Annotated in this window: 21 protein-coding genes; 10 read left to right on the forward strand and 11 right to left on the reverse strand. The window is 64.3% G+C overall.

Annotated features, from left to right (window positions below):
- The first annotated feature begins 82 nt into the window (after positions 1-82).
- Entirely contained in the window at positions 83-2164 is a 2082-nt protein-coding gene (locus FNV92_RS20310) for a methyl-accepting chemotaxis protein (protein ID WP_143844836.1), read from the forward strand.
- Between the two features lie 9 nt (positions 2165-2173).
- Here FNV92_RS20310 and FNV92_RS20315 read toward each other — a convergent pair whose 3' ends face one another.
- Both FNV92_RS20315 and FNV92_RS20320 read right to left on the reverse strand, forming a co-directional pair.
- Positions 2174-2764: an NADPH-dependent FMN reductase gene (locus FNV92_RS20315; RefSeq protein WP_143844835.1), complete on the reverse strand. Its 591-nt coding sequence runs from the start codon at positions 2762-2764 to the stop codon at positions 2174-2176.
- 53 nt (positions 2765-2817) lie between these two features.
- A complete protein-coding gene (locus tag FNV92_RS20320) occupies positions 2818-3765 on the reverse strand; it encodes an AraC family transcriptional regulator (RefSeq protein WP_143846259.1) in 948 nt (315 codons plus the stop codon).
- A gap of 300 nt (positions 3766-4065) precedes the next feature.
- Here FNV92_RS20320 and FNV92_RS20325 point away from each other — a divergent pair, with 300 nt between their 5' ends.
- The 3 genes from FNV92_RS20325 (at position 4066) to FNV92_RS20335 (ending at position 6674) form a co-directional block, all read left to right on the forward strand.
- On the forward strand, positions 4066-5172 hold the full coding sequence (locus FNV92_RS20325) for a DUF2336 domain-containing protein (RefSeq protein ID WP_143844834.1): 1107 nt from the start codon (positions 4066-4068) through the stop codon (positions 5170-5172).
- A complete protein-coding gene (locus FNV92_RS20330; RefSeq protein WP_015686551.1) occupies positions 5169-5477 on the forward strand; it encodes a PilZ domain-containing protein in 309 nt (102 codons plus the stop codon). The genes FNV92_RS20325 and FNV92_RS20330 overlap by 4 nt, the downstream gene beginning before the upstream one ends.
- A gap of 78 nt (positions 5478-5555) precedes the next feature.
- Entirely contained in the window at positions 5556-6674 is a 1119-nt protein-coding gene (locus FNV92_RS20335; RefSeq protein WP_143844833.1) for an HD-GYP domain-containing protein, read from the forward strand.
- Positions 6675-7037: 363 nt separating this feature from the next.
- Here FNV92_RS20335 and FNV92_RS20340 read toward each other — a convergent pair whose 3' ends face one another.
- A complete protein-coding gene (locus tag FNV92_RS20340; RefSeq protein ID WP_143844832.1) occupies positions 7038-7715 on the reverse strand; it encodes a nitroreductase in 678 nt (225 codons plus the stop codon).
- Between the two features lie 120 nt (positions 7716-7835).
- Here FNV92_RS20340 and FNV92_RS20345 point away from each other — a divergent pair, with 120 nt between their 5' ends.
- Positions 7836-8798, forward strand: a complete 963-nt coding sequence (locus FNV92_RS20345; RefSeq protein WP_143844831.1) for an alpha/beta hydrolase — start codon at positions 7836-7838, stop codon at positions 8796-8798.
- A 116-nt stretch (positions 8799-8914) separates the two neighbouring features.
- The gene (locus FNV92_RS20350; protein WP_041748363.1) at positions 8915-9163 is read left to right on the forward strand and encodes a hypothetical protein; all 249 of its coding nucleotides are present in this window, start codon (positions 8915-8917) and stop codon (positions 9161-9163) included.
- A gap of 146 nt (positions 9164-9309) precedes the next feature.
- Here FNV92_RS20350 and FNV92_RS20355 read toward each other — a convergent pair whose 3' ends face one another.
- From FNV92_RS20355 to FNV92_RS20365, 3 genes are all read right to left on the reverse strand, one after another.
- Positions 9310-10185, reverse strand: coding sequence for an MBL fold metallo-hydrolase (locus FNV92_RS20355; protein WP_143844830.1), 876 nt, complete (start codon positions 10183-10185; stop codon positions 9310-9312).
- A gap of 69 nt (positions 10186-10254) precedes the next feature.
- Positions 10255-11877: an ABC-F family ATP-binding cassette domain-containing protein gene (locus FNV92_RS20360; protein ID WP_143844829.1), complete on the reverse strand. Its 1623-nt coding sequence runs from the start codon at positions 11875-11877 to the stop codon at positions 10255-10257.
- A gap of 149 nt (positions 11878-12026) precedes the next feature.
- Entirely contained in the window at positions 12027-12767 is a 741-nt protein-coding gene (locus FNV92_RS20365) for an IclR family transcriptional regulator (protein WP_015686558.1), read from the reverse strand.
- Between the two features lie 477 nt (positions 12768-13244).
- Between FNV92_RS20365 and FNV92_RS20370 the strand changes: the two genes are divergently transcribed.
- The 4 genes from FNV92_RS20370 to FNV92_RS20385 all read left to right on the forward strand — a co-directional run bounded on the left by FNV92_RS20370 (position 13245) and on the right by FNV92_RS20385 (position 17836).
- Complete coding sequence (locus FNV92_RS20370) at positions 13245-14090, forward strand: amidohydrolase family protein (RefSeq protein WP_143844828.1); 846 nt, start codon at positions 13245-13247, stop codon at positions 14088-14090.
- Positions 14091-14107: 17 nt separating this feature from the next.
- Positions 14108-15319, forward strand: a complete 1212-nt coding sequence (locus FNV92_RS20375) for a CaiB/BaiF CoA transferase family protein (RefSeq protein WP_143844827.1) — start codon at positions 14108-14110, stop codon at positions 15317-15319.
- 51 nt (positions 15320-15370) lie between these two features.
- A complete protein-coding gene (locus FNV92_RS20380) occupies positions 15371-16543 on the forward strand; it encodes an NADH:flavin oxidoreductase/NADH oxidase (RefSeq protein ID WP_143844826.1) in 1173 nt (390 codons plus the stop codon).
- Between the two features lie 81 nt (positions 16544-16624).
- Entirely contained in the window at positions 16625-17836 is a 1212-nt protein-coding gene (locus FNV92_RS20385) for an ABC transporter substrate-binding protein (protein WP_143844825.1), read from the forward strand.
- A 139-nt stretch (positions 17837-17975) separates the two neighbouring features.
- Here FNV92_RS20385 and FNV92_RS20390 read toward each other — a convergent pair whose 3' ends face one another.
- From FNV92_RS20390 to FNV92_RS20410, 5 genes are all read right to left on the reverse strand, one after another.
- On the reverse strand, positions 17976-18680 hold the full coding sequence (locus FNV92_RS20390; RefSeq protein WP_143844824.1) for a hypothetical protein: 705 nt from the start codon (positions 18678-18680) through the stop codon (positions 17976-17978).
- A 241-nt stretch (positions 18681-18921) separates the two neighbouring features.
- Complete coding sequence (locus tag FNV92_RS20395; protein ID WP_143844823.1) at positions 18922-19389, reverse strand: hypothetical protein; 468 nt, start codon at positions 19387-19389, stop codon at positions 18922-18924.
- A gap of 113 nt (positions 19390-19502) precedes the next feature.
- On the reverse strand, positions 19503-20324 hold the full coding sequence (locus FNV92_RS20400; RefSeq protein ID WP_041748937.1) for a tetratricopeptide repeat protein: 822 nt from the start codon (positions 20322-20324) through the stop codon (positions 19503-19505).
- 32 nt (positions 20325-20356) lie between these two features.
- Positions 20357-21040: a substrate-binding domain-containing protein gene (locus FNV92_RS20405; protein ID WP_143844822.1), complete on the reverse strand. Its 684-nt coding sequence runs from the start codon at positions 21038-21040 to the stop codon at positions 20357-20359.
- 18 nt (positions 21041-21058) lie between these two features.
- On the reverse strand, positions 21059-21760 hold the full coding sequence (locus FNV92_RS20410) for a GrlR family regulatory protein (protein ID WP_143846257.1): 702 nt from the start codon (positions 21758-21760) through the stop codon (positions 21059-21061).
- Positions 21761-21833: the final 73 nt, after the last annotated feature.

Here is a 21833-nt window from a genome sequence, read left to right on the forward strand (position 1 = left end):
CAAGCAGCGTAAACCCCGGATTAACACGGTCCCCCTATCGTCCGGAGAATATCTTTCTCCCAGCGCAATTGCCGGACAGATCATGAAAATCGGTACACTCCTGACCACCGCCATCGTCTCGCTCTCGACCGTGGGTGGCGGCCTCGCCGTCTACGTCGCCGCGACGAAATATCAGACGATGGACAGGATCGCCGAAGCGCAAGGCCGGCTCGCGATCGTCCGCGCCGCCAGCGACATCCCGCGCTATCTCAACCCCGAGCGCGGCTTCGCCACCAACATTCTCTACGGGCCCGCCACCGTCGATCCGGCAATGCTCACCGACCATGACAAGCTGCGCAAGCAGACCGACGGCGCCCGCGACAAGATGAACGCGCTGCGCAAGGAGTTGCCCGGCTCGCTCGACGACGGCAACACCATCGGCAGCAACATCGACGGCATCAATGCGAAATTCACCGCGCTCCGCGAGGCCATCGACAAGGCGATCGCTGGACCAGCGGACGCGCGCAAGGACGCCGCCAGGAAGATCGTGGCCGACAACGCCGTGCTCAACGCCGGCGTCACCGCGCTGCTCAACGAGCAGGTCCGCCGTATGGCGATCCTCAACGGCGATGCCTATCGCCAGGCCAACTACGCCAACATCGCCATGACGCTACGCGACATCGGCGGTCTCAATTCCAGCGTGCACAAGAACCTCGTCGGCGCGAAGAAAGTGGCCAACGATGCCGAGAAGGCCGACATGGCCCGCATGCAGGGCCGCAACGACCAGATCGTGATGTCCCTGACGGAATTGCGCGGCAATCCGGCAACTCCGGCCAACGTCGCCGCGGCGCTGGAGACGATGAATTCGAACTATGTCGAGGAATTCGGCCGCGAGATGAAGCTCGTCAAGGACGGCGCCGTCAGCGGCAAATACGAACATGACGTCGACGCCTTCTACGTCGCATCCCAGAAAGGCCTCGGCTCTATCATCGGCGTCCGCGACGCCTTCTACGACAACGCTGAGCAGATCCTCGCCGGCGCCTCCTCCGCCGCGCGCACCAGCTTCACCATCGCGCTGGCCGGCCTCCTCGCCGTGCTGATCGCCAGCGCCGGCCTCATCGTCATGGTTCGCCGCCGTGTCTGCGCGCCGATCGTCAGCCTGACGACCAGGATGTCGCGGCTCGCCGACGGCGACGTCGCCGAAGAGATCCCCGGCGCCGAGCGTTCCGACGAGATCGGAGCGATGGCCTCCGCCGTCCAGGTGTTCAAGGACAACATGATCCGGGCCGACCGGCTCGCGGCCGAGAAACAGGCCGAAAACGATGGCAAGATGCGCCGCGCCCAGGCGCTCGACGGGCTCACCCGCGCGTTCGAAGCCAAGGTCACCGAACTGGTCGGCGGCCTGTCCCGCGCCTCCTCCACCATGGAGAGCACGGCGCAGTCGATGACCTCGACGGCGGCCCAGACCAACAGCCAGGCCGCGATCGTCGCCGCCGCCTCGCAGCAGACTTCAACCAACGTGCAGACGGTCGCCAGCGCGACCGAAGAGCTGACCTCCTCGATCTCAGAGATCGGCCGTCAGGTCGCGCAAAGCACCGAGATCGCGGCCCGCGCCGTCGACAACGCCCGCCGCACCGGCGACACCGCGCGCGCCCTCGCCGAAGGCGCGCAGAAGATCGGCGATGTCGTCACGCTGATCCAGAGCATCGCCGAGCAGACCAATCTTCTCGCCCTCAATGCCACGATCGAAGCCGCCCGCGCCGGCGAAGCCGGCCGCGGTTTTGCTGTCGTCGCCTCCGAAGTGAAATCGCTGGCCGGCCAGACTGCCAAGGCCACCACCGAAATCTCCGAGCAGATCACGGCGATCCAGGCTGCGAGCGACGAGACCGTGACCGCGATCCGCAACGTTGCCGACGTCATCGCCGAGATCGACCAGATCGGCACCGCCATTGCGGCTGCGATCGAGGAACAGGGCTCAGCGACCAAGGAGATTTCCCGCAGCGTCCAGGAGGCCGCCCGCGGCACCCAGGAGGTCAATACCAACATATCGGGCGTGCAGCGCGCCGCCGACGATACCGGTGCGGCCGCCCGCGAGGTGCTGGGCGCAGCCGAGCAGCTCTCGACGCAATCACGCGATCTCGCCGGCCAGTTCGACCGCTTCCTGGGCGAAGTCAGGGCCGCGTAGAAAAGCACATCAATACGGCGGCGCCTTGCGCGCCCGCTGCGCCTTGGCGGCCTCGATCCACCACGAGAGATCATCGGCAAAGCGCGGGAACGACCGCTCCAATGCCTTGCCGCCCTCACCGATCGGCTCGCTCTCGGCCGAGAGCGTCTGCGCGATCGGACCGACGCCGATCGTGCTCGACACCACCACCATGCCCATCTCCGACAGCGTGCCGTGCCAGGCGGTGGACGCGCGCGCGCCTGACAGGCGGCCGGCGGAATAGCTCACGATCGCGGCGGGGCGCCAGAACCACTCTTCGAGAAAATGGTCGGTGAGGTTCTTCAGGCCGGGCTGAATGCCCCAATTGTATTCGCCGGTGACGAAGACGAAACCGTCGGCACCGCGGATCTGCCCGGCGAGCTTCTCCAGCGCCTCCGGCGCGGCGCCCTTGGGGTATTCCTTGTACATGCGGTCGAGCATCGGCAGGCCGATGGCCTTGGCGTCAATGAACTCAACGTCCTCGCCGCCCCCGCGCAGGCGATCGATGACGAAATTCGCCAGGCGGATGCCCATGCGATCGGACCGATAGGAGCCGTAGAGGACGAGGATGCGATTGCTCATGCCGCAGAGCCTAGCACAAATCGACGCCGCCGGCCTCAACCGATTTTGCCGCACTATCGTCGCCGGCCGTGCTCCAACGTCTGCGACGGCGCTTCGCCGAACTGGTCGCGATAGCTTCTGGAGAAATCGCTGAGATGCCAGAAGCCGAAGGTCAGCGCGACCGCCTTGACGCTGTCGGCGCCGGCCAGCAGCCGCTTGCGCACCAGCCACAGCCGGCGCAGGCGCAGATAGCGATGCAGGCTCATCCCGCGACAGCGGCGCACGACATCATGCATGGTGCGGACGGACAGGCCGAGCTTGCGCGCGATCTCCTCGCTGTAGATCGGCTGCGAGAGATCGTCGGACAAAAGCGCGCGGATGTCCTGGAATATCCTAAAGTTCCGCTCGTCGTTGGGGCGCAGGGTCCATCGTGCCGGAACGACGCTTTGGAAGGCGTCGTCGACGGCTCCGAGCAGGCTTTCCTTCATGGCAGCAGCCTTCAAGGGCACGTCCAACGGGTCGACCGGCTCCGATGCCGCCGCCAGCACCTCCCGAACCACACTGCGGAGCTGGTCCAGGCCCGCGGCGGTCGTCTCGAAAATCTTGAAGCTCAGGGCAGCTCGCGGCCAGCCGCGGTCCGTCACCTCCGGCCTAAAGACCACCGAGGCGATCTGCCGCTGGACTTCCTCGATCGTCGTGTAAGCCGCGCCACCGCTGCCGATGACGACGACAGGACGCGTGCGCTGCGTGCCGTTGAACCGGATGGGGACATCGAGGTTATCCATCGTGAACCCGATCGCCGTGCAATTCTCGACGAGCTGGGCGTCAACGACGCGCGGAAACGCCCGAGTCAAATTCACGTCGCAGCCGGGCAGCGACAGAATGACCTGCTCAGCCGAAATCTTCCGTACGAAAGGCGTGAACTCGAAATCCAGGCCTCGTATGGCATTTCGGAATTCGTCGACGTCCGAGAAGCGAAATATCTTTGGCGCCAACGCTGGCGCATGATCAGTGCTGTTCATGACAAATGAAGAACCGCGTCGGGAAACGACGCTCGTCCGGCGATATGCCGATCTCAATTCCCCCTTTCGGCTTCGCGTTAGACCGAAAGACTCAAATCTCGCTCGTCCAAACAGTTGGCGAGGGTCGAGCGCAAAGGACAAGCGGCGGATCGTGTCCTGCCAGATTTCGATACCGTTTTCAGTGCACTCAACGGTGCGCGAATACCTGGCGGACTGAAGTGTAAAATCCAAATTAACGTCTGTGGTGCGCAATGAAGGTCGTTGGATAGTCGAAATTCATTTTGAGTACAGGCTCCTGCCATGATGGCAAATTCGCCTGCTGATGTTCTGATTGAGTTGGAGGAAGCGGTCGCAACGTGTCCGTTGGACCGCTGCGCGCGCATCCTGTCCGGCATTATGCAGTTGCTCACTGGCAACCGCGACAGATCCCAGGAATTGCTCGCCGGTGTCGTCGACGGCGTTCTGCTGCGATTGACGGGGCGGGTCGAGCCCAGTGCGCTGGTCCAGCTCAGCAACACACTGGCCGAGCTCACGGTAGCACCACCGGAAACTCTGCGGCGCCTCGCCTCACATGATGATCCGGACGTGGCGTGTCCTCTCCTGCTCAAATCACAGGCGCTCACCGCGGCCGATCTCGCGACGATCGCAGCGGCCTGCGGGGAACGCCATCAACGCGCCATCGCCGCACGCACCTCGATCAAATCCGAAGTCGCCGAGGCGCTTATCAAGCGCGGGGGCCCGATCTGCCTTGTGCTGATCAACAACCCGGGAACCCAATTCTCCGAGGCCGCCTATGCCGGGCTGATCGCCATGTCCGAGCAGGACGGCGAGATCATGAAGGCGCTGGCCCTGCGTCCCGGCACCCCCGACCTGGTCATACGCAAGCTGCTCTCCGTCTCCCCCGGCAAGACCGCGCCGGCCAAGCCCACCGCATCCGCCGTTGCTCCTGCGCAAGCGACAGCGCCGGCGCGGCCCAAGCCGCCCTCCGCGGCCGCCTATGCGAGCGCACGGCCGGAGATCGTCGCGCTCAGCCGCGTCGGCAAGCTCAACGACTCCACGGTGAACCGCTTCGCGATCCGCGGCGAGACCGCAAATCTGTTCACGGCGCTGTCGGTGCTGTCAGGAGCCCCGATCGAGATCGTCGAGCACGTCATGATCGACGACGATTGCGAGGGCTTGGTGATGGCCTGCCGCGCCTCGCGCCTGAACTGGGCGACCACGCTCGCGATCCTGAGCAACCGCGGCGGCGCCCGTCTTTCCTTTGCCGAGCGCGAACGCGCGCAGCACATGTTCGAGACACTGCTTCTGTCGACCAGCCAATGGACAGTGCGCTGGGGGGAAATCGCAGCAAGCGCCAGCACAAGCGTTCAGGGACATCGCGGCGCCAAAATGGGGGTTAACCGATGAAGTTCGACGGTCGCAAGGCGCTTCGCGTGCGGATGGATCACAAGCAGTCCGTCAATCTGATGGGCTCGGACGGCACCTGGCGCCGCAGCTGCGTGCTGCTCGACGTCTCGCAAAGCGGCGCCAAGATCGAGGTCGAAGGCACGCTCGACGTGCTCCAGGCCAAGGAATTCTTCATGCTGCTGTCCTCGACCGGGCTCGCTTACCGGCGCTGCGAGCTGGTCTGGATCGACGGCACCATGGCCGGGGTCCACTTCATCAGCGCGGACGGCAAGAAAAAGCCCGCGAGCGGAAAAGCCACGGCCTAGAACTCCGTTCAGAGCAGGCAGGTCCGAACATTCGACCCACGCATTGAAAGTCCAGTAGAATAACCTCCAGGTCAGACCGTGCAGAACGCGCGAACCATCCTCCGCCCCGCCAATCGCGACGGCGGCATCCGTGAAACCGAAGCGGCCCGCCCCCTCGTGCAAGTGCTGGCCGACACGTCCGAACGGCTGTCCGGCGTCCGCTCGATCCTCGAAGAGAAATTCACCGTCGCGGCCGAGCGGCTCGACGCCGACGCCAAGCTCACGCAGGTGCCGTCGGCGATCGTCATTCGCGCGGAGCTGCGCGATGTCGACAACATCGCGGCCATCAAGAAGCGGGCCGGCAGGCTGGCGAAGGCCGGGAAACGCATCTTCATCCTCGAGCACACCTCTCACGTCGGCATCTCGCAGGCCTATGCGCTCGGCGCGACGCTGGTCCTGCCCGGCGTCATCAACCGGATCAAATTGCTGGCGGCGCTGAGCGATCCGCCCAACGCGGCCTCCGCTCCGTCGGACGGAACGCCGCCGGACAACGCCGTCGAGACCGCGGCAACCGCGATCGCTTCGATGTTCACGTCCGTCACCCTCGGCCAGCCGCTCGATGTCGATGGCACCAAGGAAGCCGGCCGCCAGATCGCCGATCGCATCACCCAGCATGGACTGTCGGAGTGGCTCACGACGGTACGGCGCCACCATGAGGGAACCTATCAACACTGCCTGCTGGTGACCGGCGTCGCCATCGATTTCGGCCTCAGCCTCGGCGTCGGGCGCGCCGACCTGGAGCGCCTCTACTCCGCGGCCATGTTCCACGACATCGGCAAGGCGCAGATTCCGCTCGCCATCCTCGACAAGCCCGGCCGCCTCGATCCCGAGGAGCGCGCCATGATCGAGACTCATCCCACCGTGGGCTACGATTTCCTGAAAGGCCACGACAATATCTCGCCGGAGATCCTCGACGCCGTGCGCCACCATCACGAATATCTCGACGGCAGCGGCTATCCGGATGCACTCTGTGGCGAGAGCATCGGCGACATCGTCCGCATTCTCACCATCTCGGACATTTTCGCCGCGCTGATCGAGCACCGGCACTACAAGCCGACCATGCCGCGCGCGGAGGCCTACAACATCCTCTGCGGAATGAACGGAAAGCTGGAGAAAGCGCTGGTTGCTTCGTTCAAGCAGGTCGCGCTCACGCGGTGAGCGTGTCAGCACATCTTGAACGCCGGCCCTCTCGACACGACTAATGCGTCGCCCGGAATTTTGCGCGGTGCGGCATCGACCTGCAGGCCAGACCTTCCGCGAGCAGCTTCATGTCTTCGCGTCTGCCGCTGCGGACCAGCCTGCCGAACTCTTCGGGTGTGAAGGGAAGACTTGGATCATTATCAATCGTGTGCCGCAGTCGCGGACCAAACAACCGTCGAACCAGGCTAGCCAGCCGCCGCATGTCAATTCCCTCGCGCCAGCAACAAACCTTTTAGCCCGCATATTGTTCCTCCCGCGCCACCGAGATTGCAAGAGGCTGCCACTCTCCCGCACCAAAAATTTTCGCGAGAGAATGATTTGCTAGTCGGCAAAGCCGACATAGCGCACGAATTCGTCATTGCTCTCGCGATCCGAGCGCACCGCGTTCGCGGCGAAGTCGTCGTCGGGATAACCCATCGCGACGCAGGTCATGATGACCTCATCTTCCGGAATGTTGGCGACCTCGCGCACGATGTCGGAGCGCATGATGCCCTGCCCGTTGATGACGGAACCGAGACCGCGGTCCCAGGCGGCCAGCACGATGCCGTAGCAGAGCGCGCCGAGATCGAAATGGCACACCGCGCCGGGATCGAGCACGCGGTCGTAGGTCAGCACCAGCGAGACCGGCGCGTCGAACTGGCGGAAACCGCGCAGCACCCAATCCTGCCGCATCGGCTTGTCGTCACGCGCAATTCCCATCGCGCCAAACAATTTCTTGGCGATGTCGACCTGCCTGTTGCGGTGGACGCCCTGGTACTCGCCATGGCTGATGATGTCGCGCTTGACCTTGGCGCCGCCCACCATCTCCTCCATGTTGCGGCGGCGCAGCTCTTCCAGCGGACCGCCCGTGAGCACATGCACATGCCAGGGCTGGGTGTTCATCGACGACGGCGCGCGCTTGGCGCTTTCGATGATCGCCTCGACCACGTCGCGGGATACCTGCTGCTGCTTGAAACCGCGCACGCTGCGGCGCGACTGGACCAGCGTTTCGAATTCCACTTCAAGACCTCCCTGCCTGCTCACCCGGCGACACCGCGACAGACCGCCGGTTGCCGATGCAACCCGCAAAATCTATGCTAACACGCAAGCAAGACCAAGAACCCCGGGGAGAACTCGACCATGCCCGCGCCGCTCGATCCCGTCATTGCCCAGATCATCCCGCTGCTGCCGCTGCGCGATCCCACCACGATGACGCCACAGAGCGCCCGCGATGCCTTGCGCGCACTGGCTGCCTCGCGCGCCGCCGTGCCGCCGCCGCCCGTTGACGCGGTCGCGGATATCAAGGTCAAAGGCGGCGCCGGGCCGCTCGATGCGCGCGTCTACCGGGTCGGCACCACACCCGCGCCGACCGTGGTGTTCTTCCATGGTGGCGGATGGGTCGCGGGCGATCTCGAAACCCATGACCGGCAGGCGCGCAACCTTGCGATCGAGACCGGCGCCGTGGTCGTCTCCGTCGATTATCGCCGTCCGCCGGAAACGCGCTTTCCCGGCGCATTCGAGGACGCCTTCGCCGCAACGCGTGACGTCTTCACCCGCGTCGCGGAATTTGGCAGCGATGCCAAACGGCTTGGAGTCGGCGGCGACAGCGCCGGCGGCAATCTTGCGGCCACCACCGCGATCGCCTGCCGCGATGCCGGCATCAAGCTCGCTGCACAACTGCTGGTGTATCCCGTGACCGACGTCGTTGGCAGCTACGCGGATGCCGCCGAGAACGCGCGCTTTCCATCGCGCAGCGAGAATGCCGACGGCTACTTCCTGTCGCGCGCGGTGATGGAGTGGTTTTCCGGCCACTATCTCGCCGATCCCGCTCATGCCGCCGACTGGCGCATCTCGCCGCTCCGCGCCGCATCGCTCGAAGGCGTCGCGCCTGCGATCGTGACCACCGCCTGGTTCGATCCCCTGCGCGACGAGGGCGCCGCCTATGCGAAAGCGCTGGAAGCGGCCGGCGTGCAGATCAAGCATCATAAGGGCGCCGGCCTGATCCACGGCTATTTCGGCCTTGGCGATGCCTCCGAGGTGGCGCGCGCCGAGGCGCAGCGCGCGCGGGCAGATTTCAAGGCGTTGCTGGCGCGCGGAATCTGAACCGCGGCTGAATGGAAAAATCTGCGATCGGCCCGATGGCGGATCGCGATCCTGCTTGATTGCGCCACGATTCGCGGCTCCTATCCGCTGGCGAATTTTTTCCCAGGGAGACACCCATGATGAAGCGGATTTTTCTCGCAGCGATCGTCGCCACCTTTGCAGCGGGCTCGGCCCTCGCGGACGACACCTGCGCGAGCAAGGCGGTCAGCAAGGACGGCAAGCCGCTCGCTGGCGCGGCCAAGACGTCGTTCATGAAGAAGTGCAAGGAAGACGCCTGCGCGCCCAAAGCTGTCAGCGCCGACGGCAAACCGCTCGCGGGCGCCGCCAAGAACAGCTTCATGAAGAAGTGCGAAGTCGGCGCGTAAGGCGCGGCAACGAATTCTCGGCGTCTTTAACGAGCGGCTGCTCCACGAACTCGTCATGCCCGGGCTCGTCCCGGGCATCCACGTTCTTGCTTCCCTGCGGCAAAGTACGTGGATGGCCGGGACAAGCCCGGCCATGACGGAAACACTCACCCCCGCCTGAACCGATAATCGAATGCCCCGTCCAGCGGCTTGATCAGCCCGACCGTCGGCGCCGGGAAATGGATCGGCAGGATCAGCGTGTCGGTGTCGGCCACCGAGGCGAAGAACTTCCGCCGCGACACCGCCGATAGCTTCGCATCCCAGTCCGGCTTGGCCGACCACTCCGGCTCGCGGCACTGAATCTGGTGATGCATGAGGTCGCCCGCGACCACCGCGCGCTGGCCCTTCGAAAAAATGTTCACGCAGCAATGGCAGGGCGAATGACCCGGCGTCGGTGTCAGCGTGACGGTGTCGTCGAGCGCGTAATCGTCGTCCACCAGCAGCGCCTGTCCGGCCTCGACGATCGGCAGGCAATTGTCGCGAAACACGGTCCCGGGTGGATTACTGCCCTTGGCGTTCTCAGCCTCCCACGCCGCGTACTCGCCCTTGTGAAAGACGTATTTCGCGTTTGGAAACGTCGGCACCCAGCGGCCGTCGCGCAAGCTCGTGTTCCAGCCGGTGTGGTCGATATGCAAATGGGTGCAGAACACATAGTCGATCTGTTCGAAGCCGATTCCCAGCGCGAACAGCTCGTTGCGCCAGCGCTCCTTGCCAGGAAAGTCGAAGGGCGGCGGATGGCCCTTGTCCTCGCCGGTGCAGGTGTCGACCAGGATGGTGTAGCGCGGCGTTCGCACCACGAAGGTCTGGTAGGTGATCACCATCATGCCGCGCGCGGCATCGAACACCTCCGGCTCCATCGTCGGCAGATGGCGCTTGAACACGCCCTCGTCATAAGCCGGGAAGAAATCCTGCGGCCGCCGCCACGGCCCCTCCCGCTCGATCACCGCATCGATGGTGATGTCGCCGACCCGCAGCTGCTTCATGGTCGTCTCGCTCCCTTTTTCAGGAAGCGTAACGAGAGGCGTCAGCGCGTCAAGGCGCGCCGCGGAATGCTAGCTCCGCAACCCCGGCGCTTCCTGACCGGTCCGCGCAACATATTCCGTGTAGCCGCCGCCAAACTGGTGGATGCCGTCCGGCGTCAGCTCCAGCACGCGGTTCGACAGCGTCGCCAGGAAGTGGCGATCATGCGAGACGAAGAGCATGGTGCCCTCGAAATCCGAAAGCGCGTTGATCAGCATTTCCTTGGTGGCGAGGTCGAGATGGTTGGTCGGCTCGTCCAGCACCAGGAAGTTCGGCGGATCGAACAGCATCTTGGCCATCACCAGCCGCGCCTTCTCGCCGCCCGAGAGCACGCGGCAGCGTTTCTCGACGTCGTCGCCGGAGAAACCGAAACAGCCAGCGAGCGCGCGCAGGCTTCCCTGCCCCGCGGTCGGAAACGCGTATTCGAGCGACTCGAACACAGTCTGCTCGCCGTCGAGCAGATCCATCGCGTGCTGGGCGAAATAGCCCATCTTGACGCTGCCGCCGACCGCCACGGTGCCCTGATCCGGCTCGCTCGCACCGGCGATCAGCTTGAGCAGCGTCGACTTGCCGGCGCCATTGACGCCCATCACCGCCCAGCGCTCCCTGCGGCGGATCATGAAATCAAGCCCGTCATAGATGCGCTTGCTGCCGTAACCCTTGTAGACGTTCTTGAGCGCGACGACGTCCTCGCCGGAGCGCGGCGCCGGCGGGAAGTCAAACGCCACCGTCTGGCGGCGGCGCGGCGGCTCGACCCGCTCGATCTTGTCGAGCTTCTTCACCCGGCTCTGCACCTGGGCTGCGTGCGAGGCGCGCGCCTTGAAGCGCTCGATGAACTTGATCTCCTTGGCGAGCATGGCCTGCTGGCGCTCGAACTGCGCCTGCTGCTGCTTCTCGTTCTGCGCGCGCTGCTGCTCATAGAACTCGTAGTCGCCTGTATAGGTGGTGAGCGAGCCGCTATCGATCTCGATCACCTTGGAGATCACGCGGTTGATGAACTCGCGGTCATGCGAGGTCATCAGCAGCGTGCCTTCGTAGTCGTGCAGGAACTTCTCGAGCCAGATCAGGCTTTCGAGATCGAGATGGTTGCTCGGCTCGTCGAGCAGCATCACGTCGGGCCGCATCAGGAGAATGCGCGCCAGCGCCACGCGCATCTTCCAGCCGCCCGAGAGCTTGCCGACATCACCGTCCATCATCTCCTGGCTGAAGCCGAGGCCGGAGAGCGCCTCGCGCGCCCGGCCGTCGAGCGCATAGCCATCGAGCTCCTCGAACGCGTGCTGGACCTCGCCATAGCGCGCGATGATCTCGTCCATCTGGTCGGCCTTGTCGGGGTCGGCCATCGCAACTTCGAGCTGGTGCAACTCGGCAGCGACCTCGCTGACGGGACCGGCGCCGTCCATGACCTCGGCCACGGCGCTGCGGCCGCTCATCTCGCCGACGTCCTGGTTAAAATAGCCGATGGTGATGCCGCGATCGGTCGAGACCTGCCCCTCGTCGGGGAGTTCCTCACCGGCGATCATCCGGAACAGCGTGGTCTTGCCCGCCCCGTTTGGGCCGACAAGCCCGATCTTCTCGCCCTTGTTGAGGGCGGCGGAGGCTTCGATGAACAGGATCTGGTGGCCGGCTTGCTTGCTGACGTTGTCGAGGCGGATCATGGGGTCTTTTCAGGGGGATTTTTGCGTTGCAGCGTAATAGGCCATGCCGTCCCCCAGGGGAAGCCCGGCGGGGTACGGATTTCGCGCAGGAGCCGACGGGGACCCGGCACAAAGTCTTGCTATTGGGCGGGGGTCGGCCGCGACAGGCGTCACGGCAGGAACCGCGCGATGCCTTCGCGAATACAGGCCAGGATTTCGCCCTGCCGCTCTTCGAGACGGGAGACGGGCCCGCCGACGCCAAGGACCAGTTGGCGTCCGAAATCGCGTTTTGGCAGCAAAGCCGCAATCACCCCGGCGTCCTGGACGATGATGTGCTTGGAGAACATGTAGCCGTTGCGACGAATGCCGTTGATGATCTTCATCAAGGCCTTCAGTTCGAAGTGTTCTTCCGGAGGGCAGACGGCATTGATGCGGCGCAGGAGCCGGGCAATCTCGACGTCGGTGTGACCGCTGAGCAGCGTGCGCCCGATGCCGCTGATCGCAAGCGGCCGGACGTCGCCAGGCCTGACTTCGAACCGCAGACGCTTGCTGGTTTGCAGACAATGAATGTATTGCGCATGCAGATCGGACTGCGTGCTGATACTGACGAGTTCGTCCAGCTCCTCATGGACGAAGTTGACGAGCGCAAGAATTGCGCTGTCGCCGAACAGCCCGGCATCCAGCCACCGGCCCATCTGGGCGATGCGCATCGTCGGCATGTAGGTGCGATTGTAGCTGTCGTAGAACAGGTAACCCAGCATCGCCATGCTCTTCAGCAAAGCCGCGGCACTGGACGTCGGATAGTCGCACTTCGCCGCAACTTCCTTCAGCGAAATCGGTCGTTTCACATCCTCAAAGTACTCGAGGACTTCGAAAATCCGCTGCGCCGACTTGATGGTGGCATTCGTCATTTTCACACATCTGGAAAGAGTATCGCGAGGGATCGGTTTGATACGCCCGACTTCAGGCGGGCAGACTGCAGGCCCGGCATCGACCACCCACCTTTTACACATATATAGAAATAGAACTACATATATGTAATCTATGGACACCCCTCCGCACCCCCTTTATTCTTCCCGGAGGCTGCAAGGCCGCGGCGCATAGCCGTCCAAAAAACAAAAGGCGCCCCACCAAAGGTGATGCGCGCTTACAGGGAGGCGTCATGAGGCCAAGATTCCATCTGTCTGCCACGACCGGATGATGTGCTCGGTTCGACCCGCGCTGCTTGGGCGACCGCAGCTGAACTGAACCCCTCCGGATCGATCTCTTGAAGATCAACAAGCGCAATCACGCGTGATTTGCGCTCTTGGCCAGGCTCGGCAGAGCGACAACGAGATCTGGCGCCTCCTCCTCGGCCATCACCGAAAAACCAACAGGAAGTTGCTTGCATGGACTATCGATTACCCGAAGGCAGCTGCGATTGTCATTTCCACATCTACGGCCCGTTCGATCGCTTTCCTCAGAGCGATGAGGGACGCTTCACCGCCGCGCGGCCGTTCACGATCGAAGACGCCTTTGCCATCTGGGACAAGCTCGGCATCACGCGCGGTGTCATCGTCCATGCGGTGGGATCGGGAGACGATAACGCCGTCACTTACGACGCACTGCGTCGCTACCCCGACAGGCTTCGTGCCGTCGCGATCCTGCGTCCCGACGTCTCGGATCGGCGGCTCGATGAACTCACCGACGCTGGCTTCAAGGCGGTGCGCGTCACCATGATCCGGCAGGACGGCAAGCCGGTTTCGACGCTCGGCACCAGCTACGACGATCTGGTCAGGCTCGCTCCCCGTATCGCCGAGCGAGGCTGGCATGCGCAGCTCTGGATCGAGAGTTCGGATCTTGCGGCTGCCGCAGCCGAACTCGAGAAGCTGCCACTGAACTACGTGATCGACCACATGTCGCGGACCATGGCCGACAAGGGACACGAGCATCCGGATTTTCGCGCCTTCACCGACCGGTTGAAGACGGGCCGCTACTGGACCAAGATCTCGGGCGCCGACCGCAACACGCGTGTCGGCCGTCCCTATGCCGATACGGCACCTTTCATGCGCGCCATCGTTCAGGCTGCGCCCGATCAGGTCGTGTGGGGCAGCGATTGGCCCCATGTCGGCCACAGCGCCGAGACGATGCCTGATCTTCAGGACCTGCTTCGTCTGCTGCACGAATGCGTCCCCGACGAAGCCATCCGCCGCAAGATCCTGATCGCCAATCCGGCGCGCCTCTACAACTTCTGACCCGAACCGAGGACACATTGGACAACGACAAGAGGTTGCCGCTCGACGGCGTGACCGTCATCGATCTCGGCCAGGTCTATCAGGGACCGTATTGCGGATTCCTGATGGCGCAGGCCGGCGCGACCGTCATCAAGGTCGAGCCGCCAAACGGCGAGCCGGTGCGTCACCGCGCCCGCATCAGCAAGGGCAACGCGGTCCCGTTCGCGATGCTCAATGCCAACAAGCGCAACATCAGCCTGAACCTCAAGTCGCCGGACGGGGTCAAGGTCCTGAAGGACCTCGCGGCAAAGGCCGACGTGCTGATCGAGAACTACGCGCCGGGCGTGCTGGATCGATTGGGCGTCGGCTACGCTGCACTCAGCGCCGTCAATCCGCGGCTGATCTATGGCTCGGCCACCGGCTACGGTCTGTCGGGTCCCGATCGGGACAATCTGGCGATGGACCTGACCGTCCAGGCCGTGTCGGGCATCATGAGCGTAACAGGCTTTGCCGATGGTCCCCCCGTCAAGGCGGGTCCGGCCATCACCGACTTCATCAGCGGCGTTCATCTCTATGCCGGCATCCTCACCGCGCTCTACGATCGCGAAAAGAGCGGCCGCGGCCGGCTGGTCGAGATCGCCATGGTCGAAACCGTCTATCCGGCGATGGCTTCGAATCTGGCCGATGTCTTCAACCGCAAGGCCGCGGCCCCCCGCACCGGCAACCGTCACGGCGGGCTCGCGGAGGCGCCCTACAATGTCTATCCCGCATCCGACGGCTATGTCGCCATCATCAGCGTCAACGAATCGCATTGGACCGGACTGACGCGCGCGATGGGGCGGCCGGAGCTGGCCGACGATGTCAGGTTCAAGACGGTACTCGATCGTTTGAAGCACATCGATCTGACGGACCTGGTCGTGTCCGAGTGGTCCTCGCGACTTACGCGCGATGAGATCGTCGAGCTCTGCCGTGTCAACAGAGTGCCCTGCGCCGCCGTTCGCGACCTGCGCGAAGTGACCGAGGACAAGCACCTCCACGCCCGCGGCATGCTGCGCGAGATCGCGCATCCGGAATATGGCGACATCCTCGTTCATCGCAGTCCGCTGGTGCTGCACGACACGGCGACGCCCGAGTACGTTCCGTCCGCGCGTCTCGGTCAGCACAATGGCGAGGTCCTGTCGGAGTATCTCGGCCTGTCCAGCGGCGAGATCGATGCGCTACGCCGCTCCGGCGCCATTGCACAAGCATGACGAACGTCGAGCGGCGAATGTCCTGGTCCGCCAATTCAGGGGAAGATCACAATGGTCAAGCTGTTTGAAAGCATTTCATTCCGCGGCGTCGAACTCGGCAACCGCATCGTCGTCTCGCCGATGGGAATGTATTCGGCCGAGAACGGCTACGTTACGCCGTTCCACCTGGTTCACTATGGCAAGTTCGCCATGGGTGGGGCCGGGCTCGTCTTCGTCGAGCAGACGTCGGTCAGCCGAAAGGGACGCATCACCAACGGTGATCCCGGGCTGTGGGAGGACGGCCAGATCGACGGCATGCGCCAGATCGTTCATGTCATCAAGTCTCACGGCTCGAAAGCCGCGATCCAGATCAATCACGGCGGACGCAAATCGAGCCAGCAGCGCGCGTTCCGGGGCAATAGCCATTTGACCGACCGCGATATCGAGATGGGAGAGGAAACCTGGGTGCCCACGGGACCGTCCGACGTCGCATTCTCCGATGGCTTCCAGACTCCCATTCCTCTCAGCAAGGACGGACTCACCGGCGTGCGTGATGCCTTCGTCGCGACGGCGCGCCGGGCCGTGCTCGCGGGCTTCGACGTCATCGAGCTTCACATGGCTCACGGCTATCTCCTGCAATCGTTCCTGTCGCCGCTCGCCAATTTCCGCACCGACGAATATGGCGGCAGCCTCGAAAACCGAATGCGGTTTCCACTCGAAGTGACGCGCGCCGTGAGGGCCGCACTTCCCTCGGCCACACCACTCTTCGTGCGCATCTCCGCCACGGACTGGATCGAGGGCGGCTGGGAAATCGAAGACAGCATCGTCTTCTCGCGCAAGCTGAAGGAACTCGGCGTCGATCTGGTCGACTGTTCTACGGGCGGCAATCTCCGCGCCGGGTCGACCAATGCCAATCTCGGTCGCGGTCCCGGCTACCAGGTGCCGTTTGCCGAACGCATTCGCCACGAGGCCGACATCGCGACCGGCGCGGTCGGCATGATCCGGACCCCGGATTTTGCGGAGAAGATCCTGCAGGACGGCCGTGCCGACCTGATCTTCATGGCCCGCCAGATGCTGTTCGATCCGTTCTGGGCGCTCCACGCCGCAGAGCATTTTGGATTGACCGGCAATTTCGAGAAATGGCCCGAACAATACGCGTGGTGGCTGGCCAAATGGGGCGGTGCCCTTCGCGCCAATGGAGAAAGTCTGGACGGGTTGGAGCGCTATCGCGAGGCGGCCGAATAGAATTTTCGCATCGCGCCGTGACGTCACAACATCAATCGTAACCTCGATCAACGAAGAAACTTCATGGGGAGCTTAACAAAAATGAGACACGTGCTGGCAGCGTCGATGGTTTTCCTGAGCCTTGCTTCGGCTCACGCGCAGGCGCCTGCGTCGAAGCCGGTCAAGCTCGGCGTGCTCAACGACCAGTCGGGCCAATACGCGGATGCCGCGGGGCCTGCGTCGGTCGAGGTCGCCAAGATGGCGATCGCCGATTTCGGCGGCAAGCTGCTGGGGCAGCCGATCGAGCTGGTTGTCGCCGACCACCAGAACAAGGCGGACATCGCGTCGGGCATCGCCAGGCGCTGGATCGACACAGAGAACGTCGACGTCATTCTCGACATTGGAAACTCGGCGGTCGCGCTCGCGCTGTCCGATCTGGTCCGCGACAAGAACAAGATGATGATCGTGTCGTCGGCCGGCGCCTCGACGATCACCAACGAAAAGTGCTCTCCCAACACCTTCCAGTGGACCTACAATACCGCCACGCTGGCGCGCAGCACGGCGAAGGCGTTGCTGGGCCAGGGCGGCAACGAATGGTTCTTCCTGACCGCCGATTATGCCTTCGGTCACGCGTTCGAAGCCGATGCGTCGGCCGTGGTCAAGGCGAACGGCGGCAAGGTCGTGGGGTCGGTCAGGCACCCCTTCAATACCAGCGACTTCTCGTCGTTCCTGCTGCAGGCCCAGAGCTCGGGCGCCAACGTCCTGGCGCTCGCCAATGCCAGCGGTGACACCTCCAACTCGCTGATGCAGGCTCATGAGTTCGGCTTGCTCGGCCTCAAGAGCAAGATGAAGGTGGCGGCGCTGCTGTTCCAGATCACCGATGCCAAGTCGGTCGGTCTGAAGAACATGCAGGGTCTCTACACGTCGGAAGCCTTCTACTGGAATCGCAACGACGCCTCGCGCGCATTCGGCAAGCGGTTCTTCGACAAGGTCGGACGCATGCCGACCATGGTCCAGGCCGGAATGTACTCGGCCACCCTGCACTATCTGAAGGCCGTCGAAGCGGCCGGAACGCTCGATACGGCCGCCGTGCTGGCGAAGTTCAGATCGATGCCGGTGAAGGATTTCTTCTCCGAGAATGGCTCTGTCCGCGAGGACGGCATGCACATCCACGACTATTATCTGCTGCATGCCAAGACGCTGGAGGAGTCCAAGGGACCGTGGGACTTCTACGACGTCGTCTCGACCATTACGGCCGACGACGCCAACATTCCGCGCGACCAGAGCAAGTGTCCGCTCATGAAGAAGTCCTGATCTTCGGCATCAGGAGAGAACCAGGCTCGGAGCGGTAGCCGCAGTGCTGCCGCTCCGGCATCCGCCAAGCGCCTGGAGCATGATCCGGAAAATTGTGAAGCGGTTTCCGTAAAGATCATGCTCGAATAATAGGGCCCTTCTAAGCCCTTCGCATCAGCTTGAGCGAAGCCGCCAGCCGCAAGCTGCGCTTGCCGGCGAGCGCGATGCCTTCGAGTTCGCCGCTGTCGGCCGTGCAGGTGCCGGAGAAGCCGATCCCGACCTCGTAGCCACCGAACACGGGGTTCTCGCCTTTCGCCGGCGTGTGCTCCTGGTTGAGCAGTTCGCCCTTCCAGCGGCCGTCCGCCGAGGAATAGGAGCCGAGATAGTAGAAGAACGCATCGCCGCCGAGGATGCGGCCGTCGATCAGCAGCATCACGCCGGACAGCCCGGCATCGACACCGTCGAGCGCGCGCAGGCTCATGCCGTAGAGCCCGTTGGCGATGCCGCCCTGCCCGATCGTGCCGCGCGGCGGCAGCGCCCCGTCGTCGAGCCGGGTGAGGATCGCCCAGAAGTTGCCGCCCGGCATGGTGTCCGCGCTGCCCTCGAGGCGGATCTGGTCGCCGATCAGTCGGCCGCGTGCGCCGATCGTGGCGACATCGGCGCCCATCAGCGGCTTGTAGTTGGGATCGTCATTATGCCGCTCGGTGATCACCTCGGCGACGATCTCGCCGTCGCGCTCCTGATACGTTCCAAGGTGGGCAAACGCCGAATTGCCGCCGAGCATCTTGCCGTCGTGCAGGCACATGATGCTGCGGCCGAACGCATCGTGGATTCCGTATTCAACCTTGTAGAGCCCGTCCAGCAACGCAGTCGACCCGCAACATCAGAGGGAATTGCGGGCTACCTAGCACCCTCGACGCACCAAGGCCATCCGGCTTTTCCGCGCAGGGCCATTCGCGAAAGCCGGTCACTGCATGATGCCATCATGCGCCTGTTTTGCCCGACGGGTCAATCGATATTTCGTAAAATGCGAAATAAGCGATTTCAACGGCTTGGCTACTGCGCTTGGGGTTGTTTTCGACGAGCCTTGTTTTCTCGCGGCGTCGTCACGGTTTGCCGGCCGGCGCAAACTGCTGGTTGGCGAACGGCTGCTGCTCGCTGGGGACCTTGATGACGACGAAGCTGCGCTTCAACGACCGGTGGCAGGCATTGCAGCCATCGGTCAGCTCACCGAGGCCCTTTGCGAACTTGCGGCCGTCCTTCGCGTCGATCGCGTCGGAGAGCGATTGCAGCGCCGGCTCCAGCGTCGCGACATTGCCGATCGGAATGCCGGAATAGAACACGGCCGCCTCGACCAGGTTCGCCTTGAGCTGGCGCAACTCGAAGGCGGCCAGCTCCCAGTTCTGCGCCTTGCCGGCCATCCAGAGCTTCTGGTGACGCGTCTGCGCGGCGCCCATGATGTCGCCGAGGCGCGGCACGTACTGGTCCGAGGATGGCGTCTTCAGATCCTGCGCCGCCACGGCGGTTGCCGCTCCCAAAGCGGCCAGCGACAGCATCCATGCTCGAAGCTTCATTGCAAGTCTCCATTCCCGGTGAAGGGAATATAGGCCTGCATGACCCGGCGGCCTTGCGCTCGATCAAGGCCGCGCCGACCTCGCCGACGCAAACGGCTGTCACGTGAGGTGAGCTAGAAGCACAGCGTGGTGACGAGCTTGCCCGCCTTGTCCTTGATGGCATAGGGACAGCGAATCCGCTCCAGCGCCTTCTTGGCGTCGTCGTCGCCGAGCGCGGCAGCGCGCTCGTAATAGGCCTTGGCGGCATCCTTGTCCTTTGGCCCGCCGCGGCCGTCCTGCGCGAAGGCGCCCATCCGCTCCAGCGCGCCGGGATGGTTTTGCGCAGCCGCCTTCTCGAACAGCGCACGCGCCGCGACATCGTCCTGCTGCCCGCCGGTGCCGTTGGCGAGCATCAGGCCGAGCTGATACTGCGCTTCGGCATTGGTCTCGGCGGCCCGGCCGAGCAAGGCGCGCGCCTGCGCGGGATCGGCGGGCGCGCCACCGCTAGTGCCGCCGAGCGCGGCCAGATTGCTGACGCCGCGGGGGTTGCCTGATTGCGCCGCCTTCTCGAACAGCTTTCGCGCCTGCGCCTCGTCCCTGGCGACGCCCGCGCCCGTTCCGTAGGCGACGCCAAGCTCGACCATCGCGGCGCTCGAGCCCTTGTCGGCGGCCTTGCGCCAGGCGGCGATCGCCTCGCCGGTCTGCCGGTTGGCCGCATAGGCGCGGCCGAGCGCGAACATCGCCCGCCGCGACGATGATGCCGCCTGCCTGCAGAACTTGATCGCGGTCGCGACGTCGGAGGCGGCGAGTTCCGCCACGCCCCTCACATCGGCCGGCTTGTCGGGATCGCTGGGATCGGCGGCGAGGCGGTCGCACAGCACGAGGTCGGCCGATTGCGCCTGCGCCGCCAGGGGCGCGGCAAGCGCGAAGAGGATGGCAAGGAGATAAGTCCGCATGGGCCCCACGTTGCGTCCGCGCATCGGCAAATTCAAGGCTCGAGTCCCGATTGGCGCAGAACCGGAACGACTTCGGGCGAAGCGAGATAGTGCAGCAACCGGTCGGCGGCTTCAGCATGCTTCGCGTTCGCCATGCGGCCGGCAGAGAATACGGCCGGTGTCTGCAAATCGTGCGGAATAGGGCCGACGACCTCGATGCCCTCGACCTGCTTCAGCTCGCTGATCTGCTGCACGGCGAGGTCGGCCTCACCGCTGACGAGCCGCTCGGCCGTGAAGCCCTGCTGCACGATGGTGGCCGTGGCGTTGATCTCGGCCGCGATGCTCCAGCGCTGGATCAACTGTGCGAAATAGACCCCGCTCGCGCCCAGCCGCGAATAGGCGACGGACCGCGCCGCGAGCAGCGTCCTGCGCAGTGCAGCTTCGGTCGAGATATCGGGATGCGCCTGCCCCGCCCGCACCGCAATGCCGACAAAGGAGCGCGCCAGATCAGCCGCGCTGCCCGCGACCACGCGGCCCTCGCCGATCATCTCGTCGAGCCCCTCACGCGTGAGGATCACGAGATCGGCAACCTCGCCGTCACGCAGCCGCTTGACCAGCGCCAGCGTCGGCGCGAAGTCGGCATCGACATGAATGCCTGTCGCGCTCTCGAAGGCGGAAGACAGGCTGCGCATCGCGCCCATCAGGCCGAGCGTCGAGAGCATGCGAATTTTTCCCATGGGCATCTCCTGTCGCGATCAGGCGCGGTGCATCAGCCTGAGCGCGGCGGTGAGGCGCAGGCTGCGCTTGCCGGCCAGCGCGGTTGCCTCCAGCACGGCCTGCTCAGCGTCGTAGCTGCCGGAGAAGCCGATGCCAACCTCGTGGCCGCCGAAGATCGGATCGTCCTTGGCCGGCGTGTGCTCCTGGTTGAGGAGCTGGCCCTTCCAGCGCCCGTGCGCGGCGGTGTAGCTGCCGAGATAGTAGAACGCGGCATCGCCGCCCAGAATGCGGCCCCCGTTCAACAGCATCACGCCGGTGAGGCCGCCGTCGACGCCATCGAGCATGCGCAGATGGACCGAATAGAGGCCGTCGGCAATGCCGTCCTCGCCGACTCCGCCGGCGATCGGCACCTCGTCCTCCGTGATCGGCGTCATCAACGACTGGAAGGGAACGCCGGGCAGCTCCTTGAGCTCGCCCTTGAAATGATAGAGATCGCCGTCGGCCCGGCCCTTCGCCAGCAGCGTGGCATCGTCGGTGCCGGCCATCGCGCGATAGGCCGGGTCGGGATTGTGGCGGACGGTCTTGATGACGATATCGACGCCGCCTTCAGTCTTCTCGTAGCTGCCGATATGGGCGAACGCCGAATTGCCGCCGAGCATCGTGCCGTTGCCGACATGCATCACGCTCCGGCCGACCGCGTCGCCGAGCTGAAATCTGACCTTGTAGAAGCCTTCAAACACCAGCCGTGTCCCCGGCCCCGCGCGCATCCGCCGATATCCTACTCCGGTTTCCGCGGCAATGGACAGACGTCAA

Source organism: Bradyrhizobium cosmicum (genome assembly GCF_007290395.2).
GTDB classification, from domain to species: Bacteria; Pseudomonadota; Alphaproteobacteria; order Rhizobiales; family Xanthobacteraceae; genus Bradyrhizobium; species Bradyrhizobium cosmicum.